Annotated in this window: 23 protein-coding genes; 14 read left to right on the top strand and 9 right to left on the bottom strand. The window is 72.1% G+C overall.

The window, feature by feature from the left end:
• Positions 1–23 precede the first annotated feature (23 nt).
• The 6 genes from ftsZ (at position 24) to ACZ60J_RS14235 (ending at position 5,136) form a co-directional block, all read left to right on the top strand.
• Positions 24–1,226, top strand: coding sequence for a cell division protein FtsZ (ftsZ, locus tag ACZ60J_RS14260; RefSeq protein ID WP_469681805.1), 1,203 nt, complete (start codon positions 24–26; stop codon positions 1,224–1,226).
• Complete coding sequence (gene pgeF / locus ACZ60J_RS14255) at positions 1,223–1,957, top strand: peptidoglycan editing factor PgeF (protein WP_469681803.1); 735 nt, start codon at positions 1,223–1,225, stop codon at positions 1,955–1,957. Before ftsZ ends, pgeF begins: the two co-directional genes overlap by 4 nt.
• 3 nt (positions 1,958–1,960) lie before the next feature.
• Positions 1,961–2,680 (top strand): YggS family pyridoxal phosphate-dependent enzyme, encoded by a 720-nt coding sequence (locus ACZ60J_RS14250; protein ID WP_469681801.1) that lies wholly within the window; start codon positions 1,961–1,963, stop codon positions 2,678–2,680.
• Positions 2,681–2,831: 151 nt separating this feature from the next.
• On the top strand, positions 2,832–3,452 hold the full coding sequence (locus ACZ60J_RS14245; RefSeq protein ID WP_469681799.1) for a cell division protein SepF: 621 nt from the start codon (positions 2,832–2,834) through the stop codon (positions 3,450–3,452).
• 60 nt (positions 3,453–3,512) lie between these two features.
• Positions 3,513–3,809 carry a YggT family protein gene (locus tag ACZ60J_RS14240; protein ID WP_112450285.1) on the top strand — a complete coding sequence of 99 codons (297 nt, stop codon included), beginning with the start codon at positions 3,513–3,515 and terminating at the stop codon, positions 3,807–3,809.
• An 82-nt stretch (positions 3,810–3,891) separates the two neighbouring features.
• A complete protein-coding gene (locus tag ACZ60J_RS14235) occupies positions 3,892–5,136 on the top strand; it encodes a DivIVA domain-containing protein (RefSeq protein WP_469681797.1) in 1,245 nt (414 codons plus the stop codon).
• Between the two features lie 283 nt (positions 5,137–5,419).
• Here ACZ60J_RS14235 and ileS read toward each other — a convergent pair whose 3' ends face one another.
• Positions 5,420–8,566, bottom strand: a complete 3,147-nt coding sequence (gene ileS / locus ACZ60J_RS14230) for an isoleucine--tRNA ligase (protein ID WP_469681795.1) — start codon at positions 8,564–8,566, stop codon at positions 5,420–5,422.
• A 555-nt stretch (positions 8,567–9,121) separates the two neighbouring features.
• Here ileS and ACZ60J_RS14225 point away from each other — a divergent pair.
• The 5 genes from ACZ60J_RS14225 to ACZ60J_RS14205 all read left to right on the top strand — a co-directional run bounded on the left by ACZ60J_RS14225 (position 9,122) and on the right by ACZ60J_RS14205 (position 14,043).
• Complete coding sequence (locus ACZ60J_RS14225; RefSeq protein ID WP_469681794.1) at positions 9,122–9,988, top strand: TraR/DksA family transcriptional regulator; 867 nt, start codon at positions 9,122–9,124, stop codon at positions 9,986–9,988.
• Between the two features lie 208 nt (positions 9,989–10,196).
• Positions 10,197–10,760, top strand: coding sequence for a signal peptidase II (gene lspA / locus ACZ60J_RS14220; RefSeq protein ID WP_469681792.1), 564 nt, complete (start codon positions 10,197–10,199; stop codon positions 10,758–10,760).
• Between the two features lie 63 nt (positions 10,761–10,823).
• Complete coding sequence (locus ACZ60J_RS14215; RefSeq protein ID WP_469681791.1) at positions 10,824–11,765, top strand: RluA family pseudouridine synthase; 942 nt, start codon at positions 10,824–10,826, stop codon at positions 11,763–11,765.
• Positions 11,766–11,836: 71 nt separating this feature from the next.
• Complete coding sequence (locus ACZ60J_RS14210) at positions 11,837–12,259, top strand: GNAT family N-acetyltransferase (RefSeq protein WP_469682424.1); 423 nt, start codon at positions 11,837–11,839, stop codon at positions 12,257–12,259.
• 191 nt (positions 12,260–12,450) lie between these two features.
• On the top strand, positions 12,451–14,043 hold the full coding sequence (locus ACZ60J_RS14205) for a Na+/H+ antiporter (RefSeq protein ID WP_469681789.1): 1,593 nt from the start codon (positions 12,451–12,453) through the stop codon (positions 14,041–14,043).
• Between the two features lie 15 nt (positions 14,044–14,058).
• Here the strand turns inward: ACZ60J_RS14205 and ACZ60J_RS14200 are convergent, their stop codons facing one another.
• A complete protein-coding gene (locus tag ACZ60J_RS14200) occupies positions 14,059–15,099 on the bottom strand; it encodes an SDR family NAD(P)-dependent oxidoreductase (protein ID WP_469681788.1) in 1,041 nt (346 codons plus the stop codon).
• Positions 15,096–16,298 carry a UDP-N-acetylglucosamine--N-acetylmuramyl-(pentapeptide) pyrophosphoryl-undecaprenol N-acetylglucosamine transferase gene (locus ACZ60J_RS14195; protein WP_469681786.1) on the bottom strand — a complete coding sequence of 401 codons (1,203 nt, stop codon included), beginning with the start codon at positions 16,296–16,298 and terminating at the stop codon, positions 15,096–15,098. The genes ACZ60J_RS14200 and ACZ60J_RS14195 overlap by 4 nt, the downstream gene beginning before the upstream one ends.
• 72 nt (positions 16,299–16,370) lie before the next feature.
• Between ACZ60J_RS14195 and ACZ60J_RS14190 the strand changes: the two genes are divergently transcribed.
• Together ACZ60J_RS14190 and ACZ60J_RS14185 are read left to right on the top strand one after the other, a co-directional pair.
• Complete coding sequence (locus tag ACZ60J_RS14190) at positions 16,371–17,057, top strand: response regulator transcription factor (protein ID WP_469681785.1); 687 nt, start codon at positions 16,371–16,373, stop codon at positions 17,055–17,057.
• The gene (locus ACZ60J_RS14185; RefSeq protein WP_469681783.1) at positions 17,054–18,460 is read left to right on the top strand and encodes a sensor histidine kinase; all 1,407 of its coding nucleotides are present in this window, start codon (positions 17,054–17,056) and stop codon (positions 18,458–18,460) included. The genes ACZ60J_RS14190 and ACZ60J_RS14185 overlap by 4 nt, the downstream gene beginning before the upstream one ends.
• A gap of 244 nt (positions 18,461–18,704) precedes the next feature.
• Here the strand turns inward: ACZ60J_RS14185 and ACZ60J_RS14180 are convergent, their stop codons facing one another.
• The gene (locus tag ACZ60J_RS14180; RefSeq protein ID WP_469681781.1) at positions 18,705–19,733 is read right to left on the bottom strand and encodes a mechanosensitive ion channel family protein; all 1,029 of its coding nucleotides are present in this window, start codon (positions 19,731–19,733) and stop codon (positions 18,705–18,707) included.
• Positions 19,734–19,783: 50 nt separating this feature from the next.
• On the opposite strand from ACZ60J_RS14180, the gene ACZ60J_RS14175 reads away from it, so the two are divergent.
• Positions 19,784–20,353 carry a dienelactone hydrolase family protein gene (locus ACZ60J_RS14175; RefSeq protein ID WP_469681779.1) on the top strand — a complete coding sequence of 190 codons (570 nt, stop codon included), beginning with the start codon at positions 19,784–19,786 and terminating at the stop codon, positions 20,351–20,353.
• A gap of 72 nt (positions 20,354–20,425) precedes the next feature.
• On the opposite strand, the gene ACZ60J_RS14170 is transcribed toward ACZ60J_RS14175, so the two are convergent.
• From ACZ60J_RS14170 to ACZ60J_RS14150, 5 genes are all read right to left on the bottom strand, one after another.
• Positions 20,426–21,367 carry a zinc metalloprotease gene (locus ACZ60J_RS14170; RefSeq protein ID WP_469682422.1) on the bottom strand — a complete coding sequence of 314 codons (942 nt, stop codon included), beginning with the start codon at positions 21,365–21,367 and terminating at the stop codon, positions 20,426–20,428.
• Between the two features lie 222 nt (positions 21,368–21,589).
• A complete protein-coding gene (locus ACZ60J_RS14165) occupies positions 21,590–23,269 on the bottom strand; it encodes an alkaline phosphatase D family protein (protein WP_469681778.1) in 1,680 nt (559 codons plus the stop codon).
• 114 nt (positions 23,270–23,383) lie between these two features.
• A complete protein-coding gene (locus ACZ60J_RS14160) occupies positions 23,384–24,181 on the bottom strand; it encodes a DsbA family protein (protein WP_469681776.1) in 798 nt (265 codons plus the stop codon).
• A gap of 64 nt (positions 24,182–24,245) precedes the next feature.
• Positions 24,246–24,935 carry a hypothetical protein gene (locus ACZ60J_RS14155; RefSeq protein WP_469681774.1) on the bottom strand — a complete coding sequence of 230 codons (690 nt, stop codon included), beginning with the start codon at positions 24,933–24,935 and terminating at the stop codon, positions 24,246–24,248.
• A gap of 50 nt (positions 24,936–24,985) precedes the next feature.
• Positions 24,986–26,311: a DUF2252 domain-containing protein gene (locus ACZ60J_RS14150; protein WP_469681772.1), complete on the bottom strand. Its 1,326-nt coding sequence runs from the start codon at positions 26,309–26,311 to the stop codon at positions 24,986–24,988.
• Positions 26,312–26,323 lie beyond the last annotated feature (12 nt).

Raw genomic sequence — 26,323 nt, 5'->3', positions numbered from 1 at the left:
ACTCGAGGCGAGAGGCCTTCGACGTGGCAGCACCGCAGAACTACCTCGCAGTCATCAAGGTCATCGGTGTCGGCGGCGGTGGTGTCAATGCCATCAACCGAATGATCGAGGTCGGTCTCAAGGGCGTCGAGTTCATCGCCATCAACACAGACGCCCAGGCGCTGTTGATGAGCGACGCCGACGTCAAGCTCGACGTCGGCCGGGAACTCACCCGGGGTCTCGGCGCCGGCGCCAACCCCGATGTCGGCCGCAAGGCGGCAGAGGACCACCGAGAGGAGATCGAGGAGGTCCTCAAGGGGGCCGACATGGTCTTCGTCACCGCCGGCGAAGGCGGCGGCACCGGAACGGGCGGCGCACCCGTCGTCGCCAACATCGCGCGCTCGCTGGGCGCCCTGACGATCGGTGTGGTCACCCGGCCGTTCACCTTCGAGGGCCGGCGCCGCGCGAACCAGGCCGAGGACGGCATCGCCCAGCTCCGCGAGCAGGTCGACACCCTCATCGTCATCCCCAACGACCGCCTGCTGTCCATCTCGGACCGCCAGGTCAGCGTCCTCGACGCCTTCAAGTCGGCGGACCAGGTCCTGCTGTCCGGCGTCCAGGGCATCACCGACCTCATCACCACCCCGGGTCTGATCAACCTCGACTTCGCGGACGTCAAGTCCGTGATGTCCGAGGCGGGCTCGGCCCTGATGGGCATCGGCTCCGCCCGCGGCGACGACCGCGCGGTGGCCGCGGCCGAGATGGCGATCTCCTCGCCGCTGCTGGAAGCGTCCATCGACGGTGCCCGCGGCGTGCTGCTCTCCATCTCCGGCGGCTCGGACCTCGGTCTCTTCGAGATCAACGAGGCCGCGCAGCTGGTGAGCGAGGCCGCGCACCCCGAGGCGAACATCATCTTCGGAGCCGTCATCGACGACGCGCTCGGCGACGAGGTACGGGTCACTGTCATCGCGGCCGGGTTCGACGGCGGACAGCCCCCGGCCCGCCGCGACAACGTCATCGGCGCGGCCTCCACCAAGCGCGAGGAGCCGGCCCCGGCTCCGGTCCGCGCCGCCCCCGAGCCGGCCCGCCCGGCCTTCGGCGGACTCGGCTCGGTCACCCCGCGCGAGGAGCCGGTCCGCAGCGAGCCGGTCCCGGTCGCCGAGGCTCCGGCCCCGCAGGTCCCGACGGCCCGGCCGTACCAGGACAGCCCGGCCGAGGAACTGGACGTTCCGGACTTCTTGAAGTGACCCTGGAGCAGTACAGCGAGAGCGGCGCCCACTTCGCCTTCACCGACCGGTGGGGCGGGGTGAGCGCCGTTCCGTACGAGGAGCTCAATCTCGGCGGCGCGGTCGGAGACGACCCGGCCGCCGTTCGTGCGAACCGGGCCGCCGCGGCGAAGGCGCTGGGCATCGCGCCGGACCGGGTGGTCTGGATGAACCAGGTGCACGGCCGGGACGTGGCGGTGGTCGACGGCCCGTGGGGCCCGGACCGCGAGGAGATCCCGGCGGTGGACGGGGTGGTGACCGCCCGTCGGGGGCTCGCCCTCGCGGTCCTCACCGCCGACTGCACGCCGGTCCTGCTCGCCGACCCCGTGGCCGGTGTCGCGGGAGCCGCCCACGCCGGGCGGCCCGGGCTGGTCGCCGGAGTCGTGGGCGCCGCCGTCGAGGCGATGGTCGCGCTCGGCGCGGACCCCGCACGCATGGTGGCCCGTACCGGACCGGCGGTGTGCGGACGGTGTTACGAGGTTCCCGCCGAGATGCGGGCGGCGGTCGCCGAGGTGGTGCCGGCCGCGTACGCCGAGACGAGCTGGGGAACACCGGCCGTCGACGTGGTGGCCGGAGTCCACGCCCAGCTCGCGGAGGCGGGGGTGGCCGACATCGGCCGGTCCCCGGTCTGCACACTGGAGTCGCGGGACCACTTCTCGTACCGCCGCGACCGGATGACCGGGCGGCTTGCCGGATATGTCTGGTTGGGCTGAAGAATGACGGATCGTAAGTCCGAGCTCGCCGCGAACCTCGCGCAGGTGGAGGAGCGGATCGGGGCCGCCTGCGCGGCCGCAGGGCGCAAGCGGGAAGAGGTGACCCTCATCGTGGTCACCAAGACCTACCCGGCGAGCGACGTACGACTGCTGGCGGACCTGGGGGTCCGTCACGTGGCGGAAAACCGGGACCAGGACGCGGCCCCCAAGGCCGAGGCCTGTGCGGATCTGCCCCTCACCTGGCACTTCGTCGGACAGTTGCAGACGAACAAAGTCCGTTCCGTGGCGGGATACGCGCACCTCGTGCAGTCCGTCGACCGCCCCAAGCTCGTCACGGCCCTCTCGGCGGCCGCGGCAGGCGCCGGACGGGAACTGGGCTGCCTGGTGCAGATCGCCCTCGACGCCGAGTCGGGCGAACGGGGAGCCCGCGGCGGCGCGGCGCCCGAGCAGCTCGCCGAGTTGGCGGACCTCGTGGCCGCGGCTCCCGGACTGCGCATCGACGGTCTCATGACGGTCGCTCCGCTGGCCGGTCTCTACGCGGGACGCGAACAGGCTGCCTTCGAGCGGCTGGTGGAATTGTCATCCCGCCTGCGCGCGGACCATCCGGCTGCCACGATGGTGTCGGCCGGGATGAGCGCAGACCTGGAACAGGCCGTTGCGGCCGGTGCGACACATGTACGCGTCGGCACTGCGGTACTCGGCGCGAGACCCCGGCTCGGGTAACGTCGCGAAGAAAGTCGGACCACAGCAGAAAATATGGTCATTTCCGCTGATGAGCGGACAGGCCACGTGGATCGCGGGCAGTTGGTGACATTCGTGACACGGCGAGACACCTGCGACAGGGCGATCCACCACAGAGCGGAGGACTCAGAGAATGGCCGGCGCGATGCGCAAGATGGCGGTCTACCTCGGCCTCGTGGAGGACGACCGGTACGACAACCCGGGGTACGACCCCGACGACGAGTTCGAACCCGAGCCGGAGATGGAACGGGCGCGAGAACGGGACCGCCGACAGCAGCCCGTTGCGCACCAAGCGCCCGTATCGGACGAACCGGTACGAATTGCACAGCCCCCGGCGCCAAGAGAACCCCTCCCAATGCCGGTTGAAAACGGACGTCCTGCGCGAATTGCCCCCGTGGCGTCCATCACACCCGAACGCTCGAATCTGGAGAAGAACGCCCCCGTGATCATGCCCAAGGTCGTCTCCGAGCGGGAGCCGTACCGCATCACGACGCTGCACCCCCGGACCTACAACGAGGCCCGTACCATCGGGGAACACTTCCGTGAGGGCACTCCGGTGATCATGAATCTCACGGAGATGGACGACACGGACGCGAAGCGTCTGGTCGACTTCGCCGCCGGTCTCGTCTTCGGCCTGCACGGCAGCATTGAACGCGTGACACAGAAGGTGTTCCTGCTGTCTCCTGCTAACGTCGATGTCACGGCGGAGGACAAGGCCCGCATCGCGGAGGGCGGGTTCTTCAACCAAAGCTAGACCGATCCGTCAGATACGGGACCGGGTACAGGGCGGAAGCAGGGGAGAGGGAAGCGCTAGATGGGCGTCGCACTGCAAGTGGTCTACATCGCGCTGATGTGCTTCCTCATCGTGCTGATCTTCCGACTGGTCATGGACTACGTGTTCCAGTTCGCACGTTCATGGACACCCGGCAAGGCGATGGTGGTCGTTCTGGAGGCCACCTACACTGTCACCGATCCACCGCTCAAGCTCCTTCGGCGGCTCATCCCGCCGTTGCGTCTCGGGGGCGTGGCACTCGACCTGTCCTTCTTCGTTCTGATGATCATCGTTTACATCCTCATCAGTTTCGTGAGCACCGCTGCGAGAAGCGTGTGAACGATGAGCTCCCCCGCAGGTGCGGGGACAGTCCCGATACGGTCCTGCCGACTGCCGACGACTACGTAGAGGTGAAGAAGACATGCCGCTGACTCCCGAGGACGTGCGGAACAAGCAGTTCACGACCGTCCGCCTGCGAGAAGGCTATGACGAGGACGAGGTCGATGCCTTCCTCGACGAGGTCGAGTCCGAACTGACGCGCCTGCTGCGCGAGAACGAGGACCTGCGCGCCAAGCTGGCAGCCGCCACGCGTGCCGCCGCGCAGAACCAGCAGCAGCAGAACATGCGCAAGCCGGAGCCCCAGGACCAGCGTGGCCCCGGTGCCCCCGTGCCCGCGGCCATATCCGGCCCCCCGCAGCAGCAGCAGCCCCCGATGGGTCCGCCGCAGCTCCAGGGCGGCCCGCCCCAGCTTCCGGCCGGCCCCGGTGGGCACGGTCCGCAGGGCCCCGGCCCGATGGGCGGCCCCATGCAGCAGCACACCATGGGTGGGCAGCAGCAGATGGGTCAGCCGGGCATGGGTCAGCCGGGCATGGGTGGCCCGCAGGGTCCCGGCCTGATGGGCGGCCCGATGCAGCAGCAGCAGTCCATGGGCGGCCAGAACCAGCTCGGCCAGCCGATGGGTCAGCAGATGCAGCCGATGGGCCAGCAGATGCAGCCCATGGGTCAGCAGATGCACCAGCAGCAGCCGCCGCAGCAGCTTCCCCAGCAGGGCCCCGGTGGCGACAGCGCCGCCCGCGTCCTGTCGCTCGCGCAGCAGACCGCCGACCAGGCGATCGCGGAGGCCCGCTCCGAGGCCAACAAGATCGTCGGCGAGGCCCGGTCGCGTGCCGAGGGCCTGGAGCGGGACGCCCGCGCCAAGGCCGACGCGCTGGAGCGGGACGCGCAGGAGAAGCACCGCGTCGCGATGGGCTCCCTGGAGTCCGCCCGCGCCACGCTGGAGCGCAAGGTCGAGGACCTGCGGGGCTTCGAGCGCGAGTACCGCACCCGTCTGAAGTCCTACCTGGAGTCGCAGCTGCGCCAGCTGGAGACGCAGGCCGACGACTCGCTGGCTCCGCCGCGGAACCCCGCCGGTCCCGCGCTGCCGCCGTCGCCGACCCCGTCGATGGCTCCGGCCGGTGCGATGCACTCCATGGGTGCTCCGTCGATGGGTGGCCCGTCGCCGATGGGCGGACCGTCGCCGATGGCCCCCTCCTACGGTGGCGGCCAGCAGCAGATGTCCCCGGCGATGACGCAGCCGATGGCTCCGGTGCGGCCGGCTGGTCCGCAGCCGATGCAGCAGGCGCCGTCTCCCATGCGGGGCTTCCTGATCGACGAGGACGACAACTAAGCGGCACATCCGTCGGCAGACGGCACGGGCCGGGCCCGGTTCCCCTTCGGGGGCACCGGGCCCGGCCCGTTTCCGTACCCCGGCGGGGTGGGCGGGTGCGGGTGGACGGCCCTGCGGGGCGGTGTCCCCTACCCGCCCTTCGCCCGTTCCCCGGGGCTGCGCCCCGGACCCCGCGCCTCGAACGCCGGCGGGGCTGGATGTGCCGCTGCGCGAGGCGGGCAGGGGAAACGCGAAGCGGCCCGCACCCCCAGGAGGGGGTCGCGGGCCGCTCGGGCGGGAGGTGCTACGCCTTGCGGAGGCGGAAGGTCAGGCCCAGGGGCTCGTCCGTGAAGGGGTCGCCGTACGAGGCGTCCCCCTCGCCGGAGGCGTAGTCCGTGGCCAGGACCTCGTCCGCGATCAGGACCGCGTGGTCCATCAGGGCCGCCACCAGCTCCGGGTCCGACGAGGACCAGCGCAGGGCGATGCGGTCGGCCACGTCGAGGCCGGAGTTCTTCCGGGCCTCCTGGATCAGGCGGATCGCGTCACGGGCCAGGCCCGCCAGCCGCAGCTCCGGAGTGATCTCCAGGTCCAGCGCGACCGTCGCGCCGGAGTCGGAGGCCACCGACCAGCCCTCGCGCGGGGTCTCCGTGATGATGACCTCCTCGGGGGTGAGGGCGACGGTCTCGCCGTTCACCTCCACCGAGGCCTCGCCGGAGCGCAGCGCCAGGGACAGGGCGGCGGCGTCCGCGGCCGCCACGGCCTTGGCCACGTCCTGCACGCCCTTGCCGAAGCGCTTGCCCAGCGCGCGGAAGTTCGCCTTGGCCGTGGTGTCGACCAGCGAGCCGCCGACCTCCGAGAGGGAGGCCAGCGAGGAGACGTTCAGCTCCTCCGTGATCTGCGAGTGCAGCTCCGGCGAGAGGGTCTCGAAGCCCGATACGGCGACCAGCGCGCGGGAGAGCGGCTGACGGGTCTTCACGCCCGACTCGGCCCGCGTGGCGCGGCCCAGCTCCACGAGGCGGCGTACCAGCAGCATCTGGCGGGACAGCTCCGGGTCGATCGCCGAGGCGTCCGGGACCGGCCAGGTGGTCAGGTGCACCGACTCCGGGGCGTCCGGGGTGACCGGGACGACCATGTCCTGCCAGACCCGCTCGGTGATGAAGGGGGTGAGGGGGGCCAGCAGGCGGGTGACGGTCTCCACGACCTCGTGCAGGGTGCGCAGCGCGGCCGCGTCGCCCTGCCAGAAGCGGCGGCGGGAGCGGCGGACGTACCAGTTGGAGAGGTCGTCGACGAAGGAGGAGAGGAGCTTGCCGGCGCGCTGGGTGTCGTACGCCTCCATCGCCTCGGTGACCTCGGTCGTGAGGGTGTGCAGCTCCGAGAGCAGCCAGCGGTCCAGGACCGTGCGGTCCGCGGGCGCCGGGTCGGAGGCCGAGGGGGCCCAGTTCGACGTGCGGGCGTACAGGGCCTGGAAGGCGACCGTGTTCCAGTACGTGAGGAGCGTCTTGCGGACGACCTCCTGGATGGTGCCGTGGCCGACGCGGCGCGCCGCCCACGGGGAGCCGCCGGCCGCCATGAACCAGCGCACGGCGTCCGCACCGTGAGTGTCCATCAGCTGGATCGGTTCGAGGGTGTTGCCCAGGTGCTTGGACATCTTGCGGCCGTCCTCGGCGAGGATGTGGCCCAGGCAGACCACGTTCTCGTAGGAGGACTTGTCGAAGACGAGGGTGCCGACCGCCATCAGCGTGTAGAACCACCCGCGCGTCTGGTCGATGGCCTCCGAGATGAACTGCGCCGGGTAGCGCTTCTCGAAGACCTCCTTGTTCTTGTGCGGGTAGCCCCACTGCGCGAACGGCATCGAACCCGAGTCGTACCAGGCGTCGATGACCTCCGGCACGCGGACCGAGGTGAGGGAGCAGCCCTCCGCCGTGCAGGGGAAGGTGACCTCGTCGATGTACGGGCGGTGCGGGTCCAGGTCCGACTGGTCCGTGCCCGTCAGGTCGCTCAGCTCCGCGAGCGAGCCCACGCAGGTCAGGTGGTTCTCCTCGCAGCGCCAGATGGGCAGCGGGGTGCCCCAGTAGCGGTTGCGGGACAGCGCCCAGTCGATGTTGTTGTTCAGCCAGTCGCCGAAGCGGCCCTGCTTGACGGAGTCCGGGAACCAGTTGGTCTTCTCGTTCTCCCGCAGCATCGCGTCCTTGACGGCGGTGGTGCGGACGTACCAGGACGGCTGCGCGTAGTAGAGCAGCGCGGTGTGGCAGCGCCAGCAGTGCGGGTAGCTGTGCTCGTAGGCGATGTGCTTGAAGAGCAGGCCGCGCGCGTCCAGGTCGGCGGTCAGCTTCTCGTCGGCCTTCTTGAAGAAGACCCCGCCGACGAGCGGGACCTCCTCCTCGAAGGTGCCGTCGGGGCGGACCGGGTTCACGACGGGCAGGCCGTACGCGCGGCAGACCGCGAGGTCGTCGGCGCCGAAGGCGGGGGACTGGTGGACCAGACCGGTGCCGTCCTCGGTCGTGACGTACTCGGCGTTCACGACGTAGTGGGCCTCGGCCGGGAACTCGACGAGGTCGAAGGGGCGCTGGTACGTCCAGCGCTCCATCTCCTTGCCCGTGAAGGACTCGCCGGTGGCCTCCCAGCCCTCGCCGAGGGACTTCTCCAGCAGGGGGGCGGCGACGACCAGCTTCTGCTCGCCGTCGGTCGCGACGACGTACGTGACGTCGGGGTGCGCGGCCACCGCGGTGTTGGACACCAGGGTCCAGGGGGTGGTCGTCCAGACGAGGAGCGCCGCCTCGCCCGCGAGGGGGCCGGAGGTCAGCGGGAAGCGGACGTAGACCGACGGGTCGACGACCGTCTCGTAGCCCTGGGCCAGCTCGTGGTCCGAGAGGCCGGTGCCGCAGCGGGGGCACCAGGGGGCGACGCGGTGGTCCTGGGTGAGCAGGCCCTTGTTGAAGATCTCCTTCAGCGACCACCACACGGACTCGACGTACTCGGGGTCCATGGTGCGGTAGGCGTCGTCGAGGTCGACCCAGTAGCCCATCCGGTTCGTGAGCTCGGTGAACGCGTCGGTATGGCGGGTCACCGACTCGCGGCACTTGGCGTTGAACTCGGCGATGCCGTACGCCTCGATGTCCTTCTTGCCGTTGAAGCCCAGTTCCTTCTCGACGGCGAGCTCGACGGGCAGGCCGTGACAGTCCCAGCCGGCCTTGCGGGCCACGTGGTAGCCGCGCATGGTGCGGAAGCGGGGGAAGACGTCCTTGAAGACGCGGGCCTCGATGTGGTGCGCGCCGGGCATGCCGTTCGCGGTGGGCGGGCCCTCGTAGAACACCCACTCGGGGCGTCCCTCGGACTGCTCCAGGGTCTTGGCGAAGGTCTTGCTCTCGCGCCAGAAATCGAGGACCGCGTGCTCAAGGGCAGGCAGGTCGACCTGGGCGGGTACCGGGCGGTACTGCGGCGGGTTGGTCATGAGGCTGAACTCTTCCTCCGGCGGGGTGTCACTTCCGTCCGGAGGGACGAGAGCCGAAATGGAGCTGCTCCCGCGGTACCACCCTCCTTGGCCTGCGGACCTGTGGTCCGTCGGCCCCCTCATTGGGGTGCGAAGCCGGTTCTACTCGCCCTACGGGAATCCCGGCGGGCTTTCTTCCGGCGGCTCCGGGGTGATCCTTCGCATCGCGCTCGCCCCCGGGCTCTCACCGTCCCCGGGTCGCTCCTGGCTGCGTCCGACGCTACTCGTCCCCATCCATGCCTCTCGCTGGGCCCAGTGTACGGGCCGGGGGGCCGCTCGGCAGACCGGTTTACGGGGCGTGGCGCGGGGCCCGCGGCAGGGTTCGCGGCAGGGCGCCTGCGGGGGCCGGGATGACCCGAATGGGCTGACGGGCCGGTCCGGGGTGCGGAGGGGGCGGGTGGGGCGGATTACCGGGCTCCCTGCTGGGCACAACGGATGCAGGTTGACCTCGATGGACGCGTGCCCCGTTGCCGCGGGGCCGGAGCCGATTTATCGTTCCGGCACGATTCGCGAGCAATGATCACAGTATGTGAAGGGGCCGCGGCCATGGTGGCGAAGAAGACCGCCGGGAGTACTGCCAAGAAGGCTGTCGGGAAGGCTGCGGAGAAGCCGGAGGAGGAGGTGGCGGCCGCTGGTCCGGAGGCGGCCGCGCCGGTGGAATGGGCCGCGGCCGCGAAGAAGACGGCCGCGAAGAAGACGACCGCGAAGAAGACGGCCGCCACGAAGGCGACTGCCACGACGAAGACGGGTGCCACGGCGAAGGCGGCCGCCGGGAAGGCGCCTGCCGGGAAGACGGCCGCGGTCAAGAAGACGGCCGCGAAGAAGACCACGGCCAAGACGGCCGGGGCCGAGGGGGCGGCGCAGGCCGCGCACGAGACGGGAGCCCGGAAAGTGGTTGCCAAGAAGAGCACCGGCACGGCCAGGAAGACGGCCGCCGCCGCGACCAGCGGGCTGCCCAAGGCGCGGGGTGCGGCGGGCCTGGCGCCCGGCGAGCTCGCCGTACGGCCCGGCGAGGACCCCTGGACCCCGGATGAGGTCGCCGAGGCGCGGGCCGAGCTGGAGAGCGAGGTGCTGCGGCTGCGGGCCGAGCTCCAGGCCTCCGACGCGGCCATTTCCGGGCTGATGAGGGACTCCGGCGACGGCGCGGGCGACGACCAGGCCGACACCGGGACCAAGAACATCACCCGGGAGTCCGAGCTCGCCCTGGCCGCGAACGCCAACTCGATGCTGGAGCAGACCGAGCGCGCGCTGGAACGGCTGGAGTCGGGCACGTACGGCCTCTGCGAGAACTGCGGACAACCCATCGGCAAGGCGCGCATGCAGGCCTTCCCGCGGGCCACGCTGTGCGTGGACTGCAAGCAGAAGCAGGAGCGGCGGCACTGAGCGGAGGCCGGGCACGGGCCCGGCGGGCCCGGGCGGGCCCCCTGCGGGCCTCGTACGGCCTCCCGGCGGTCCCGGCGGGCACCGGCCGGGGCGGCGGCCGGAGGGTGCCCTGACGTACCCTCGTGTCTCGTCAGGGTCCGGGAACCTGGCGGGTCGGTCGGCGCAGTACCGTTCGACAACCTGGTTCGAGCTAGTTCGAGGGACTCACGTGGCAGAGGCGGAGCGCATCATCGGTACGCCGGAGGTCGGGGAAGACGGCAGCCAGCCCGAATCCGCGGCGCCCAAGGGGCGGCGGCGGATCGTCGCGCTGCTCGTCGTGGCGCTTCTCGCCTACCTCGTCGACCTGGGCAGCAAGATGCTGGTGGTCGCGAAGCTGGAGCACCAGCCGTCGATCCAGGTCATCGGCGACCTGCTGAAGTTCGACGCGATCCGCAACCCCGGCGCCGCCTTCGGCTTCGGCGAGGCCTTCACGATCATCTTCACCTGCATCGCCGCCACCGTCATCGTGGTGATCGTGCGGCTGGCGCGGAAGCTCTACAGCCTGCCCTGGGCCATCGCGCTGGGCCTGCTGCTGGGCGGGGCGCTGGGCAACCTGACCGACCGGATCTTCCGCTCGCCGGGCGTCTTCCGCGGGGCGGTCGTCGACTTCATCGCGCCCGCGCACTTCGCGGTCTTCAACCTCGCGGACTCGGCGATCGTGTGCGGCGGGATCCTGATCGTCCTGCTGTCGTTCAAGGGTCTGGACCCGGACGGCACCGTCCACAAGGACTGATCACGGGCTGATCGCGGGCTGATCGCGGGAATGGTCTTCTGCCGAGTCCTGCATACTCGACAGGTGAGTACGATTCCCGAGATCCGCACCCTGCCCGTTCCCGATGGCCTCGAGGGCGAGCGCGTCGACGCCGCCATCGCCCGTATGTTCGGTTTTTCCCGGACGAAGGCGGCCGAACTCGCGGCTGCGGGAAAGGTGCTGGTCGACGGCAGTGTCGTCGGGAAGTCCGAGCGTGTGCACGGTGGCGCCTGGCTCGAGGTCGAGATGCCCGAACCGCCGCGGAAGGTCGAGCTCGTCGCCGAGCCCGTCCCCGGCATGGAGATCGTCCATGACGACGACGACATCGTCGTCATCATGAAGCCGGTCGGCGTCGCCGCCCACCCCAGCCCCGGCTGGACCGGCACCACCGTCATCGGCGGCCTCGCCGCCGCCGGCTACCGCATCTCCACCTCCGGCGCCTCCGAGCGCCAGGGCATCGTGCACCGGCTCGACGTCGGCACCTCCGGCCTGATGGCCGTCGCGAAGTCGGAGCGGGCGTACACCTCGCTGAAGAACCAGTTCCGCGAGCGGATCGTCGACAAGCGCTACCACGCGCTGGTGCAGGGCCACCCCGACCCGATGAGCGGCACGATCGACGCGCCGATCGGGCGGCACCCCAGCGCCGACTACAAGTGGGCCGTGACCCAGGAGGGCAAGCCCTCCGTCACCCACTACGACCTGATCGAGGCCTTCCGCGCCGCCTCGCTGCTGGACATCAAGCTGGAGACCGGGCGCACGCACCAGATCCGCGTGCACATGTCCGCGCACCGCCACCCGTGCGTCGGCGACCTCACCTACGGCGCCGACCCGACCGTCGCCAAGCGCCTCGGGCTCACCCGGCAGTGGCTGCACGCGGTGCGGCTCGGGTTCGAGCACCCGTCGGACGGGCAGTGGGTCGAGTTCGAGAGCACCTACCCGGCGGACCTGCAGAACGCGCTGGACGTGATCCGCAAGGAGAGCGAGTGACCGCGGGCGGTGCCGACGCGGGCGCCGGCGCGGGTTCCGTCGCCGTACGGGTCGTCAGCACGGACGAGGACCTGAAGGCCTGCTTCGCCGTGCGGACCGAGGTCTTCGTGGTCGAGCAGTCGGTGCCGGAGTCGATCGAGTACGACGCGTACGACGAGATCGCGGTGCACGTGCTGGCCGAGGGGCCGGACGGGGTGCCGCTGGGCACCGGCCGGCTGCTGTACGGGCCGCGGGCCCTGGGCAAGACGGGCTCCGCGGAGGTCGGCTCGCTCGGACGGCTGGCCGTCACCCGGTCCGCGCGCGGGCTCGGCGTGGGGGCCCTGCTGGTGCGGGCGATCGAGGCGGAGGCGGTTCGGCTCGGGCTGTCGGCCGTCGACCTCGGTGCGCAGACGCATGCGATGGGGTTCTACGAGCGGCTGGGGTACGAGGCCTACGGGCCGGAGTTCGAGGACGCGGGGATTCCGCACCGGGCGATGCGGCGCGCGCTGCCGTAGCCCGGCCGGGGTGCGCAGCCCTGCGGGGCCGTCCCCCACCCGCCCATCCACCGTTCCCCGGGCTGCGCCCGGACCCTCCGGGGCGCTGCCCCGGACCCCGCGCCTCGAACGCCGGCGGGGCTGGATTCGGCGGGGTTCGACACGCGGTCCGGTCCGCGTCGCCGGGGGTGGCGGGCTGGCAGGGTGTGGGAGTGGATCAGCTCCTGCTGTTGTTCGTGCTGTTGCTCGGGGCCGTGGTGACGGTGCCGCTCGGGGACCGGTTGGGGCTGCCCGCGCCGGTGCTGATGACGCTCGGCGGAGTGGTGCTCGCGCTGGTGCCGGTGGTGCCCAACGTCGACATCCCGCCCGAGTACATCCTGCCGCTCGTGCTGCCCCCGCTCCTGTACGCCTCCGTGCAGCGCACCTCCTGGCGGCAGTTCGCCGCCAACGTACGGCCCATCCTGCTCCTGGCCGTCGCCCTCGTCTTCGTGACCACCGTGGCCGTCGCCTGGACCGCGCACGCCCTCGTGCCGGGGCTCACGATCGCCGCGGCCGTCGCGCTCGGCGCGCTCGTCGCCCCGCCCGACCCGGTGGCCGCCACCGCCGTGGCGGGGTCGCTCGGACTGCCCCGGCGCATGGTGTCGATCCTGGAGGGCGAGGGGCTCTTCAACGACGTCACCGCCATCGTGCTGTACCACGTGGCCATCGCCGCGGCCGTCAGCGGCACCTTCTCCTGGCCCGGGGCGCTCGGGGAGTTCGTGCTGTCGGCCGTCGTGGCCGTCGCGGTGGGACTCGGGCTCGGCTGGGCCGCGAACCGGCTCATGGGGCGGCTCGGCGACGCCACGCTCCAGATCGGGCTGACCCTGCTCGTCCCGTTCGTGGCCTACGTGGTGGCCGAGGAGTTCACCGGCTCCGGCGTGCTGGCCGTGCTGACCACCGCGCTGTTCCTCGCCGAGTACGCGACCGACGCCGACGACGTGCTGGGCCGGCTCGCCGGGCACACGTTCTGGGAGGTCGTCGACATGCTGGTCACCGGCGTCGCCTTCGGACTGATCGGGCTGGAACTGCACAACGTGTTCGGAGCCGCCCGCGGCCGGGGCTGGGAGATGGCCGGCTGGGCGGCGGCGGTGGTCGCCGTGGTGGTCGGCGTACGGCTGGTGTGGCTGCTGCCGGCCGGCTGGCTCGCGAAACGGCTCCACTCGCGGCGCGACTACGAGGAGGAGGTCCCGCTGAGCTGGCGGGAGTCCGTGGTGATGTGGTGGGCGGGCATGCGGGGCGTGGCCTCGGTGGCGCTCGCGCTGGCCATTCCCTTCGAGACGGACGGCGGGGACCCCTTCCCGGCCCGGCAGGAGATCGTCTTCATCGCCTTCGCCGTGATCATGACCACCCTGGTGGTGCAGGGGCTGACCCTGCCCTGGCTGGTCCGCCGGCTCGGCGTGGAGGCCGACTCCGACGCGGAGGCGGAGTTCGCCCGTGCCCTGGCGATCCGCGCCGCCAAGGCCGCGAAGCGGCGGCTGAAGGAGATCGAGGAGGTGGAGGACCTGCCCGAGGACCTGGTGGAGGTGCTCTACCGCCGGGCGTACGACGTGGGCGCCAGGATCAGCCCGGACATGGTCGACGAGGAGCGGCGGGAGGCGTACGCGAAGCGGGTGGAGCGGATCCGCGACGTGCAGCGCATCCAGCGGGAGATGATGTCCGCCGCCCGGCACGAGGTGCTGGCCGCACGCAGCGAACCCGGCGCCGATCCGGAGATCGTCGACCGGGTCCTGCGTCACCTGGACGTACGCAGCCTGCGCAGCCCGTAGGCGCCCACTCGCGGGCTACACCTGGTAGCGGTCCGGGGCGAAGAGGTGGAGGTGGGCGGCGATCCACTCCGAGGTGCGGGTCAGGCCCTCCTGGAGGGAGACCTCGGGCTTCCAGCCCGCCCAGTCGCGGGCCCGGGTGTTGTCCGACAGCAGCCGCTGGACCTCGCTGCCCGAGGGACGCAGCCGGGCCGGGTCGACGACCACCTCCGCGTCCCGGCCCGAGGCCGTGATCAGGGCCCGGGCCAGGTCGCCGATGGAGATCTCCTCACCGGTGCCGAGGTTGACCACCTCGCCCAGGGCCCGGTCGCATTCCGCGACGGCGAGGAAGCCGGCCGCGGTGTCGGTCACGTAGGTGAAGTCCCGGGTGGGGGTCAGGGACCCCAGGCGGACCTCCCGGGCGCCCGAGTGGAGCTGGGCGAGGATCGTGGGGATGACCGCGCGGGCCGACTGGCGGGGGCCGTAGGTGTTGAACGGCCGGACCACCGTCACCGGCAGCTCGAAGGCGTGGTGGAAGGAGAGCGCCATCATGTCGGCGCCGATCTTCGATGCGGAGTACGGGGACTGCGGCTGGAGCGGGTGGCTCTCGGAGATCGGGGCCGTCAGGGCCGTCCCGTAGACCTCGCTGGTCGAGGTGTGGACGAGGCGGCGCACGCCGTGGCGGCGGCAGGCCTCGGCCATGTTCTCTGTACCGGTGACGTTGGTCTGGACGTACGCGCCGGGCGAGGCGTAGCTGTACGGGATCCCGATCAGCGCCGCCAGGTGGAAGACCGTGTCGCAGCCGGCCACCGCGTCGCTGACCCGGCCCGCGTCGCGGACGTCCCCGGCCCACATCTCCACCGGACCGCCCGGATCGGCCAGGTACCGGGCCAGGTGGCCCTTCTCCGCGTACGGCTTGTAGTGCACGAAGGCGCGCACCTTCGCGCCCCGCGCGACCAGCAGGTCGACGAGCGTGGAGCCGATGAACCCCTCGGCGCCCGTGACCAGGACCGTACGGCCGCTCCAGTCGGCTGCCGTGCGCGCCGGGGTGAGGGTGAGGGTGGGCGTGGGCGTGGTCATACGAGCTCCAGGGGAGTGGGGGAGAAGGAGGGGAAGCCGGCGACCCGCAGGACCTGCGAGGCCAGCAGTTCGGCGGCCCGCGCGTGCGGGCCCGGGTCGGCCGCGCCGGCCATCGCCGCCAGCCGCGCCGGGTCGGCCAGCAGCGGGGCGAGCAGGTCCGCGAGGCGTCCGGCCGTGGCCTCGGCGTCCGGCAGCAGCAGGCCGGCGCCCGCGTCGGACAGCACCCGGGCGTTGTGGGTCTGGTGGTCGCCCGGGGCGTGCGGGTACGGGACCAGCACCGCGGGGACCCCGGTCGCGGCGAGCTCCGCCACCGTCGCCGAGCCCGCCCGGCACACCACCAGGTCGGCGGCCGCGTAGACCAGGTCCATCCGGTCCAGGTACGGCACGGCCCGCGCGATCCGCCGCCCGCCCGAGGCGGACAGCCTCGCCTCGGTGTCCGCGTGCACCGCCGGCCCCGTCTTGACCAGCAGCTGCACGTCCTCCCGCGACTGCCACGCCGCCGCCAGCTCGGCCGCCGCCGAGGTCAGCCGTACGGCGCCCAGGCTGCCGCCGTTGAACACCACGAGCCGCCGCCCGTCCGGCACGCCGAGCTCCCACCGGGCGCGGGCGCGCAGGGCCGCCCGCTCGGGGCCCGGCAGTTCGGCGAGGCCCGACAGCGCCGCGGAGATCGGCATCCCGGTGGTCAGCGCCCGGTCCCCGCCCGCCAGGTGCTCCCGGCTGCGGTCGAAGGCCACCGCCATGTGCGGGGTGAGGCGGGCCGCGAACTGGTTGGCCCGGCCCGGTACCGCGTTGGACTCGTGGATGACCGCCGGCAGTCCCGCCAGCCGGGCCCCGAGCACGGCGGGCGCGCTCGGATAGCCGCCCATGCCGACGGCCACGTGCGCGCCCTGCGACCGGATCACGGCCCGCGCCTGCCCGGCCGAGCGCAGCAGCGCCGCCGGGAGGAGGTAGCGCTTGGCGCCCAGCGCCGGGTCGAAGGGGATCATGTCCACGGTGTGCAGGCGGTAGCCGGCCGCCGGGATCAGCTCGGTCTCCAGACCGCGTTCGGTGCCGATGAAGGAGATCGTCGCGTCCGGGACGGCGGCGCGCAGCGCCTCCGCCAGGGCGAGGCCGGGATAGATGTGGCCGCCGGTGCCGCCCGCGCCGATCACGACGGAGAGCGGCCAGCGTGAGGAGGAGTGAGGGGGTGAGGAGGTCATGGACGCAGACTTCCGGTGCGCCCTAAGAAGGTTCTAAGAGGTACTCCCCGAGCATTTGGGAGGCTTTGCGGTATGCAGCGGATTCTGGTGGTGGACGACGAGCCCGAGGTGCGGGCGGCCGTCGAGGACGGGCTCGCCGTCGAGGGGTACGAGGTGCGCGGTGCGGCCGACGGGCTGGCCGCGCTGTCCGAGGTGGCGCTGTGGGAGCCGGACGCGGTGGTGCTCGACGTGATGATGCCGGTGCTGGACGGGCTCGCGGTCTGCCGGCGGCTGCGCGCGGTGGGGGACCGGACGCCCGTGCTCGTCCTCACGGCCCTGGACGCGGTGAGCGACCGCGTCGACGGGCTGGAGGCGGGCGCCGACGACTACCTGGTCAAACCGTTCGCGCTCGACGAGCTCGTGGCCCGGGTACGGGCCCTCCTGCGGCGGGCCGCCCCCGACGATCCGGCCGGAGGGCGGGCGCTCCTCGGGTACGGGGACCTCGTGCTCGACCCCGCCACCCGCACCGGGCGGCGCGGGGAACGGCCGCTGGAGTTCAGCCGCACCGAGTCGGCGCTGCTCGAACTGCTCCTGCGCCACCCCGGACAGGTACTGCCGCGCGAACTCGTCCTGGAACTGGTGTGGGGCCGGGACTTCGGGCCGGACTCCAACTCCCTGGCCGTCTACGTCGGATACCTGCGCCGCAAACTGGAGGCCGACGGCGAGCCCCGGCTCGTACACACCGTGCACGGGGTCGGCTACCGGCTGGACACCGCGTGAGCGGGTGGCGGCGCAGGCGGCCGCTGCGGACCCGGCTCGCGCTGTCCGTCACCGCCGCCGTGGCCTTCGTGGCGCTCGGCGTGTGCACGGCCGCCTTCCTGGAGGGGCGGGCCGCGCTCTACCAGCAGCTCGACCTGAGCCTGGACCAGGCCGCCCGGCTCGCCGCGAAGCAGTACGGGGACTCCCCGCCGGGGACCGCCGCCTGGACCTGCCAGTACCTCGCAGCACCCGCCTGCGTCCAGATCGTGCCGCCCGACCCGCGGAAGGACCCGGCCGGCAAGCAGGAGGCTTACCGGATGCCCGTGACACAGGCCGCCCGGCAGGTGGCCGAGCGGGAGCGGGCCCCCTTCTACACGGACATCGTCGTCGAGGGGCATCCGGCGAGGATGCTGACCACTGACTTCCTCAAGGGCCGTGCCCTCCAGGTCGCCGTACGCTCCGACTCGGTGGAGAGCGGCATCGACCGGGCCGCCCGCAGCCTCGCCGGCACGGCCGTCGCCGGGGTGCTGCTGGCCGCGCTGCTCGGCTACTGGGTCTCGCGGACCGGGCTGGCGCCCGTCACCCGGCTCACCGCCACAGCCGAGCGGATCGCCGCCACCCGGGACCCGAGGCACCGGATCGAACTGCCGGAAGCAGGGCGCGGCCGCGAAGACGAGATCACCCGGCTGGCGGGGAGCTTCAACACCATGCTGGGGGAGCTGGAGCAGTCCGTCACCGCCCAGCGCAGGCTCGTCGCGGACGCCTCGCACGAGCTGCGGACCCCGCTGACGGCGCTGCGGACCAACGCGGAGCTGCTCGCTCGCGGGGACCGGCTGACGGCGGAGCAGCGGGAACGGGCATCGCTGGCGCTCGGGCGGCAGCTGCGGGAGGTGACCGGGCTGGTCAACGACCTGATCGAGCTGGCCCGCGACGAGGAACCGCAGCTGCTGGTGGAACAGGTGCGGCTGGCTCCGCTGGTGGAGTACTGCGTCGGGGCCGCGCGGGCGCACTGGCCCGGGGTGGCGTTCCGGGTGCGGGGGCCGTCGGCGTCGCCGTCGCCGTCGCCGGAGGAGGCCGTGGTGGTGGCGGGGGTGCCGGCGCGACTCAGCCGGCTGCTGGGGAACCTGCTGGACAACGCGGCGAAGTTCAGCCCGGCGGGGGCGGAGGTGGAGGTCGGCGTGGCGGTCCGGGGTGGTGGCGCGGAGGTGACCGTACGGGACCACGGGCCCGGGATCTCGGACGCGGACCTGCCGTACGTCTTCGACCGGTTCTACCGGGCGGGGGCGGCGCGGGCCCTGCCGGGGTCGGGGCTGGGGTTGGCGATGGCGCGGCAGATTGCGCGGGCGCACGGGGCGGAGCTCGTGGCGGAGGCCGCCCCCGGCGGGGGCGCGGTGTTCCGGCTGACCTTCGCCGCCCGGGGCTGAGCGTGGCCCCGGACCCGGACCCGGCCCGGACCCGGACCCGGCCCGGACCCGGACCCGGCCCTGCGGGGCGGAGTCCCCTACCCGCCCTTCCACCGTTCCCCGGGCGCTGCCCGGACCCCGGTCCTCAAGCGCCGGACGGGCTGGAGGGGGTACCGGGCTGCGCCCGGACCCCCCTGGGGCTCCGCCCCAGACCCCGGTCCTCAAACGCCGGACGGCTGGATTTGCTGCGCTCGTGCCCCGGTGTTCAGGCGGTGGGTGGGAGGGGGGCCTCCGTTGTGGCGATGTGGGGGAGGGCGTAGGGGTGATGGGTGTGCAGCCAGGTGATCAGGCGTTCTCGGACCGCGCAGCGGACGGTCCAGACGGCGTCGCCGTCCTTCGCGGTGACCACCGCGCGGACCAGGATCGTCTGCGGGGTGGTGTCCGTGACGGCCAGGGAGCCGGTGCGGCCGTCCCATTCCGGGATGTCCTGCAGGATCCGCTGGAGCTGCTCGCGCATCAGCTCCAGCGGGGCGCTGTGGTCCAGGTGCCAGAACACGGTGCCCGTCATCTGCGCGCCACCGCGCGACCAGTTCTCGTAGGGCTTGCTGGTGAAGTACGCGACCGGCATGGTGATCCGGCGCTCGTCCCAGGTGCGGACGGTGAGGAAGGTGAGGGTGATCTCCTCGACCGTGCCCCACTCCTTGTCCACCACCACCGTGTCGCCGATCCGGACGGTGTCGCCGAAGGCGATCTGGAGTCCTGCGAACAGGTTGCCCAGGGCGGCCTGCGCCGCGATGCCCGCCACGATGCCGAGCACGCCCGCCGAGGCCAGCATCGAGGTGCCGACCGCCCGCATCTCGGGGAAGGTGAGGAGCATTCCGCCGAGGGCCACCACGATCACCACGGCCGTGACCACCCGCTGGATCAGCGTGACCTGGGTGCGGACCCGGCGGACCCTGGCCTGGTCGGAGGCGTCGGCCGCGTAGCGGGCGTACGTGGAGTCCACGACGGCGGTCGTGATGCGGATCAGCAGCCACGCGGCCGCGGCGATCAGGATCAGGGTCAGCGCGTGCCCGGGACCGTCCGCGCGCCGGCGCACCGCCTGCAGCAGGGAGGCGGCCAGGACCAGCAGGAACGGCGGGCGGCAGCGGCGCAGCAGACCCCACAGCGGGGTCTCGCTGTGCCGGGCGTCGGCCCGGCGGAGCAGCCGGTCCAGCACCCAGCCCGCGAGCAGGGTGACGGCCAGGGTGCCGGCGACGGCCGCGACCGGGCGCAGAAGGGAGTCCGTGTCCATGCAGGTCAACGTAACCGGAGGGGGTCGCCCGAAACTGGCACGATGGGGGCATGAACATCATGCTTTTCCATTCGACCTACGGGCTGCGGCCCGCCGTGCTGGAGGCGGCCGACCGGCTGCGCGCGGCCGGGCACCAGGTCCAGGTGCCGGACCTCTTCGAGGGACGCACCTTCGAGACCGTCGAGGAGGGCATGGCCCACCGGGACGAGATCGGCCGTGACGAGCTGCTCAAGCGGGCGGTACTGGCCTCGGCCCCCTACTCCGACCAGGGCCTGGTCTACGCGGGCTTCTCCTTCGGCGGCTCGATCGCCCAGCACCTGGCGCTCGCCGACGAGAAGGCGCGCGGGCTGCTGCTCCTGCACGGGACGGCCGACCTGGAGGAGGGCGCGTACGTCGACGAGCTGCCGGTGCAGCTGCACATCGCCGATCCGGACCCCTTCGAGCCGCACGACTGGCTGACGGCCTGGTACCTGCGGATGCGCAAGGCCGGGGCGGACGTGGAGGTCCACGGCTATCCGGGGGCCGGGCACCTGTTCACCGACCCGGGGCTGGACGACTACGACGCCGAGGCGGCGGAGCAGGCCTGGGCGGTCGCCCTGGCCTTCCTCGACGGTCTGTAGCCGCAGTACATGACGATGGGGCCCCGCGCATGCGGGGCCCCATCGTCATGGGTGCGTCAGGGTGCCGGGGCCTCAGCCGCGGTAGGACGTCCACATGCTCTTCATGCGGGTCACCTGGCCCGCGGTGAACTGGTACATGCACGAGTCGTACGTGTAGTCCATGAAGTTGTGGATCGGGTCGGCTCCGGCAGCCGTGCAGGTGTCACGGCCGGTCGGGCACTCGAAGGCCGCGCTCTTCTCCGCCGGGGTGTCGGAGACCCCGTCGCCGCTGCCCGAGCAGCCGCCCTGGAAGGTGTGGTAGAGCCCGAGCCAGTGGCCGACCTCGTGGGTGGCGGTGTCGCCCTGGTTGTAGTTGGTGGCCGAGCCGCCGGGGATGGAGGTGTTGAGGATGACCACGCCGTCCATCTTGGGCTTGGAGGCGTAGGAGCTGGGGAAGGTGGCCCAGCCGAGCAGGCCGCCGCCGAGGTTGGCGGTGTAGAGGTTCAGCGCGTTCTTGCCGCCCTTGCGCAGGGCGTTCTTCATGTTCTTCTCGGCGGTGGTGCCGTCCGAGACGTTGTACCAGGTCGAGTTGTTGGTGTAGTCGGTCCCGGCGAGGGAGAACTGGAAGCCGGAGTTGACGTTTCCGGTGCCCTGGCCCGCGTAGGCGGCGTTCAGGACCGCGATCTGGCTGTTGATCTGTGCGGCCGTCAGGTTGCCGGCGCTGCCGGACGTGATGACGTGCACGTACACGGGGATGGTGATGACGGCGTCGGCCGCGGTCAGGCTGCGGGGGGCCTTCGAGATCTGGTCCAGCTTCGCCTTGAGGTCGGCGTCCATGGCCTTGGCCTGGGCGTCGGTGAGCTCGTTGGGCTCGGCCGCGTGCTGGTCCTTCGGGCGCGCCACGCGGGCGTTGGCCGCAGCGCCGGACGCGTCCTCGGCGCACACCTCGGCGCCGGTCTTGGGTGCGGCGGACACGACGGTGGGGGCGGCGAGCGGGGTGAAGGCCAGGGTGCCCGTGAGTACGGCGGCACCCATCAGGCGGCGGCGAAGAAGGGGGGATATGCGGGCGACAGCGCGCACGTGTGCTCCTCGCGAGTGGGGGGTCGAGCGGGAGGGATCTCCTCAGCTGGCGGGAATCTTACGTGCGCATGTCAGAAACAGGTCAAGTGGTCTACGTAAAAGATTTGTTGCTTCTGATGACGAAGGGGCGCCTGGTCTACGCCAGGCGCCCCTCCTAACAGGAAATCCGACGGAGTGTCAGCGCACCGGCTGGTCCGCCCGCTCGACCTTCTGGGTCCCGTTCAGCGTGCGGTACGAGCGCGCCCAGGCGGCCGTGGCGTCCTGGCGGCGCTTGTCCGAGACCACGTAGTAGTCCATCTGCGAACGCTCGGCCGTCACGTCCAGCACGCCGTACCCGTGGGCGTCCATGTCCAGCCACTTCACGTGCCGGTTGGCGGCCTTGATGGCCGTTTCCGCGACCAGCGAGACCGTGTCGGCCGGCACGTGCAGCAGGTCGTCGATGTTGTCGGAGGTCACCGACGTCACCACGAACTCCACGCCCGCCGACCGCGACCACGGGTAGGTGGCCGCCGTCACCGGGACGTCGTTCGCCCAGGCCATGTGGATGTCACCGGTCAGGAAGACCGTGTTGCGGACGGAACGGTCCGTCAGGTGGCCCAGCAGCTCCCGGCGGTCGTCCGTGTACCCGTCCCACTGGTCCACGCTGATCGCGAGGCCGCCCGCGGGCAGCCCGAGCAGCTCGGTCAGGGGCCCCAGCAGGTGCGCCGGCAGTGAGCCGAAGGCCACCGGCGAGATCATCACCGAGGTGCCCACCAGCTTCCAGGTGGCCTGCGAGCCGGCCAGCCCGGCCTTCAGCCAGTCCAGCTGGGCGCGCCCGGTGATGGTGCGCGCCGGGTCGTCCACCGCACCGCTGCCGATGCCCGCCTGCTGCGAACGGAAGGTCCGCAGGTCCAGCAGGTGCAGGTCGGCGAGGGTGCCGAACTGCAGGCGCCGGTAGACGGTGCCCTCGGTGGAGGTGCGCACCGGCATCCACTCGAAGTACGCCTGCCGGGCGGCGGCCGCGCGGGCCGCGAAGGAGCCCTCGGTGGCGGGGTCGTGGTTCTCCGCGCCGCCGGACCAGGTGTCGTTGGCGATCTCGTGGTCGTCCCAGATCGCGATGACCGGGTGGGCCTGGTGCAGGGCCTGCAGGTCGGGGTCGGTCTTGTACTTGCCGTGCCGGGTGCGGTAGTCGGCCAGGGTGAGGATCTCGTGCAGCGGCTCGTGCTGCCGTACGACGTACTTCGCCTCGGGGTAGCCGCCGCTCTTGTACTCGTAGATGTAGTCGCCCAGGTGCAGTACGGCGTCCAGGTCGGCCCGCGCGGCCAGGTGGCGGTAGGCGGAGAAGTAGCCGGCCTCCCAGTTGGCGCAGGAGACCACGCCGAAGCGGACGCCGGCGGGCGCGGTGCCGGCGGCCGGGGCGGTGCGGGTGCGCCCGGCCGGGGAGACGACGGCGCCGGCGGTGAACCGGTACCAGTAGGCCGTCTGCGGCCGCAGGCCCCGTACGTCGGCCTTGACGGTGTGGTCGGAGGCGGCGCTCGCGGTGACGGTGCCGCTCGCGACGATCCGGGAGAAGGCCTTGTCCTCGGCGACCTCCCAGCCCACCGCGACGGCGGGGCCCGCGCCGGAGCCCGGTACGGCGCCGGCGGTCGGGGTGACGCGGGTCCACAGCAGGACCCCGTCGGGGAGCGGGTCGCCCGAGGCGACGCCGTGCAGGAAGGAGGGGACGTCTTCGCCGGTGGCGGCGTGGGCTGCTTCGGCGCCCAGCGCGGCGATCGGGACGAGTGCCGCCGTGGCTGCCGCGGCCAGGACGACCGTACGGCGGCGGGGAGCCGGCGCGGTCGCCGATTCCGGGGCGGAAGGGGAGAGTTGACTGGTCACGGATGATCATATTACCGACGGGTACTCGCTCCGGACCAGACCCGTGAAAGCAACGGACGGGCGAACTCTGGGAGTTCGCCCGTCCGTCGGGGTGCTGCGCGAGAGGGGGAGGGGTCAGCCGGCGATGGCCTTGTCGATCGCCGCGGTGAACGCCTCGGGCGTCTGCGGCAGCGGGTCGATCTTCTTGCCGTCCATCTTCAGCGTCGGAGTGCCCGTCACGCCGCTCTTGTCGAAGGTCTTGGACATCTCCAGCGCCCACCGGTCGTAGGTGCCGTCCTCGACCGCCTTCTTGAACTCGGCGTTGCCCTTGAGCGCCGGAACCTGGTCCGCGATCGTCAGCAGGGTGGCGTCCTTGGCGAACTTGTCGTCCTTCTCCTCCGGGTGGTTCGCCGCGGAGTAGAGGGCCGTCTTGTACTCCAGGAACGCCTCGGGGCTGACGTTGAGGGCCGCGCCCAGCGCGCTCAGGGCGTTCTTCGAGCCGGTGCCGGGGAAGCCCTTGTCCAGGAAGGTGGCGCCGACGTACTGGATCTTGTACTTGCCGGCGTCGAGGTCCGTCTTGAGCTGCGGGCCGACCGCCTGCTCGAAGCTCGCGCAGACCGGGCAGCGCGAGTCCTCGTACAGTTCCAGGGTCTTCTTGGCGTCGGCCTTTCCGATGACCACCGTCGTGCCGTTGTCGCCCGAGGTGTTCTTCGGCGCGACCAGGGGCGCGTCGGCGGCCTTCTCCCAGGCGCTCGGCTGGCCGGACTGGACGACGGCGTAACCGACGCCCCCGGCCAGGGCGAGGGCGGCCACCACGCCGCCCGCCACGAACACCTGCCGGCGGACCTTGGCCTTCTTGGCCTGCTGCTCGCGCTCGATGCGAAGCCTCTCGCGGGCCGCCGCCTTGTTCGCCTGGCTGTTGCGTGCGCTCATCGTCTACTCCGTGGGGTGTGGCTCCGTGGTGGAGCCGGCTGTAAGGGGGGACTGTCCTCGTGCGTCAGGCGCGAGTGAACGCGCCGTGTGCGCGAGGAGGTCCCCGCCGTCCCACGGAGTGCACGGGGAAACGGGTACGGGCCACCGTGCTCCGCACCACCGAGAGCGGTGAGCGGCGCACCGGAGCGTGGGCCCGCGCCGCGCGGGCCGCGGCCATCCGCAGCGGCCGGAAGGCGAACGCGGACGCCGCGCCGAGCAGCCGGCCGAGCGCCTGCTCCCCGCGGTACAGCCACAGGGAGGCGAGCAGTCCGACCGATACGTGCGCGCCCAGCAGCAGCCAGGGGGCCCACGGCCCGGGTGCGGCCAGCAGCGCGGCCGGGTCGGCGGGCCCGCCCACCTCGGCCAGCGCCCCGCCCACCGGGGCGCCGCCGCAGAGGTCGGCGAGCCCCATGGCGCGCAGCGGACCCGAGACGGGACCGCCCGCGGGGCCGTAGCAGAGGTGCTGGCCGGCGGTCAGGACGGTGTCGGCGGCCAGCTCCAGCGGGACGAGCAGCCCGGCGATGCGGCCGAGGCCCCGCTCGCGTCCCGCCAGCGCGAAGGCGATCGCGAACACGGCGGCGAAGGCGCCTCCCACCAGGGCGGGAGGCAGCGGTACCCGGGACAGCAGGACGTGCGAGCCGGTCGAGAGCAGCACGACGACCGCGCTGAACAGCGCGGCCCGCAGCCCTCGGAGACCCACCCCGGATATGTCCATCGTCGCGAGTGTGCCATGAGTCCCTGTGAGGACGGGACCTCGGTCCCGGCCTAGGCCAGGATCCGGCCGTTGCGGAAGAGGTCGACGAAGATCTGGTGGTCGGCGCGGGCCCGGGCGCCGTAGGCGTGGGCGAAGTCCACCAGCAGGTCCGCGAAGCCCTCCTCGTCGGAGGCGATGGCCGCGTCGATGGCCCGCTCGGTGGAGAACGGGACCAGCGTCTGGCCGCTCTCCTGCTCGTCCGCGGCGCCGTGCATGGTCGCCGTGGCCCGGCCCAGGTCGGCGACCACGGCCGCGATCTCCTCCGGGTCGTCCAGGTCCGACCAGTCCAGGTCCACCGCGTACGGGGAGACCTCCGCGACGAGCTGGCCGGCCCCGTCCAGCTCGGTCCAGCCGAGCCACGGGTCGGCGTGCGCCTGCAGGGCCCGCTGGGAGATCACGGTGCGGTGGCCCTCGTGGAGGAAGTACTCGCGCACCGACCGGTCGGTGACGTGCCGGGACACGGCCGGGGTCTGGGCCTGCTTGAGGTAGATCACGACGTCGTTCTCCAGGGCGTCGCTGTGCCCCTCCAGCAGGATGTTGTACGAGGGGAGGCCGGCCGAGCCGATCCCGACGCCCCGGCGGCCCACCACGTCCTTGACCCGGTAGGAGTCCGGGCGGACCAGGGACTCGTCGGGCAGCGTCTCCAGGTACCCGTCGAAGGCGGCGAGCACCTTGTACCGGGTGGCCGCGTCCAGCTCGACGGTCCCCGGGCCGGGGGAGAAGCGGCGCTCGAAGTCACGGATCTCGGTCATCGAGTCGAGCAGCGAGAAACGGGTGCGGCGGCGGGCGGCGCGCAGGGCCTCCAGGAGGGGGCCGTCGGCGGTGTCCAAGGTGAAGGCAGGCACCTCGTCGTTCTTGGCGCCGGTGGCCAGCGCGTGGATGCGCTCCCGGTAGGCGGCCGCGTAGATCCGTACCAGCTCGCTGATCTGGTCGTCGCTGAGCGCCTTGGTGTAGCCGAGCAGGGCGACGGAGGCGGAGAACCGCTTCAGGTCCCAGGTGAAGGGGCCGACGTAGGCCTCGTCGAAGTCGTTGACGTTGAAGACCAGCCGGCCCTGGGCGTTCATGTAGGTGCCGAAGTTCTCGGCGTGCAGATCGCCGTGGATCCACACCCGGCCGGTGCGCTCGTCCAGGTACGGGCCGCCGTGCCGCTCGTGCTCCAGGTCGGCGTAGAAGAGGCAGGCCGTGCCCCGGTAGAAGGCGAAGGCCGAGGCCGCCATCTTGCGGAACTTGACGCGGAAGGCCGCCGGGTCGGCGGTGATCAGCTCGCCGAAGGCGGTGCCGAACACGTCGAGTATCTGCTCGGCGCGCTGCTCGTCGGTCGTCTCGGGAACCGCCATGGGGGGTGCCTC

This window comes from Streptomyces sp. NPDC104226 (assembly GCF_055584085.1).
The sequence above is the reverse complement of the archived record's forward strand: the minus strand, read 5'-3'. Positions and strand labels throughout refer to the sequence as shown.

What these genes read in the sequence shown, in the direction of transcription:
- ACZ60J_RS14250 (WP_469681801.1), top strand. Translation starts at nt 1,961, where the DNA reads ATGACGGATCGTAAGTCCGAGCTCGCCGCGAACCTCGCGCAGGTGGAG.
- ACZ60J_RS14245 (WP_469681799.1), top strand. Translation starts at nt 2,832, where the DNA reads ATGGCCGGCGCGATGCGCAAGATGGCGGTCTACCTCGGCCTCGTGGAG.
- ACZ60J_RS14240 (WP_112450285.1), top strand. Translation starts at nt 3,513, where the DNA reads ATGGGCGTCGCACTGCAAGTGGTCTACATCGCGCTGATGTGCTTCCTC.
- ACZ60J_RS14235 (WP_469681797.1), top strand. Translation starts at nt 3,892, where the DNA reads ATGCCGCTGACTCCCGAGGACGTGCGGAACAAGCAGTTCACGACCGTC.
- ileS (WP_469681795.1), bottom strand. Translation starts at nt 8,566, where the DNA reads ATGACCAACCCGCCGCAGTACCGCCCGGTACCCGCCCAGGTCGACCTG.
- ACZ60J_RS14225 (WP_469681794.1), top strand. Translation starts at nt 9,122, where the DNA reads ATGATCACAGTATGTGAAGGGGCCGCGGCCATGGTGGCGAAGAAGACC.
- ACZ60J_RS14200 (WP_469681788.1), bottom strand. Translation starts at nt 15,099, where the DNA reads ATGACCACGCCCACGCCCACCCTCACCCTCACCCCGGCGCGCACGGCA.
- ACZ60J_RS14195 (WP_469681786.1), bottom strand. Translation starts at nt 16,298, where the DNA reads ATGACCTCCTCACCCCCTCACTCCTCCTCACGCTGGCCGCTCTCCGTC.
- ACZ60J_RS14190 (WP_469681785.1), top strand. Translation starts at nt 16,371, where the DNA reads ATGCAGCGGATTCTGGTGGTGGACGACGAGCCCGAGGTGCGGGCGGCC.
- ACZ60J_RS14180 (WP_469681781.1), bottom strand. Translation starts at nt 19,733, where the DNA reads ATGGACACGGACTCCCTTCTGCGCCCGGTCGCGGCCGTCGCCGGCACC.
- ACZ60J_RS14175 (WP_469681779.1), top strand. Translation starts at nt 19,784, where the DNA reads ATGAACATCATGCTTTTCCATTCGACCTACGGGCTGCGGCCCGCCGTG.
- ACZ60J_RS14170 (WP_469682422.1), bottom strand. Translation starts at nt 21,367, where the DNA reads ATGGGTGCCGCCGTACTCACGGGCACCCTGGCCTTCACCCCGCTCGCC.
- ACZ60J_RS14160 (WP_469681776.1), bottom strand. Translation starts at nt 24,181, where the DNA reads ATGAGCGCACGCAACAGCCAGGCGAACAAGGCGGCGGCCCGCGAGAGG.
- ACZ60J_RS14155 (WP_469681774.1), bottom strand. Translation starts at nt 24,935, where the DNA reads ATGGACATATCCGGGGTGGGTCTCCGAGGGCTGCGGGCCGCGCTGTTC.
- ACZ60J_RS14150 (WP_469681772.1), bottom strand. Translation starts at nt 26,311, where the DNA reads ATGGCGGTTCCCGAGACGACCGACGAGCAGCGCGCCGAGCAGATACTC.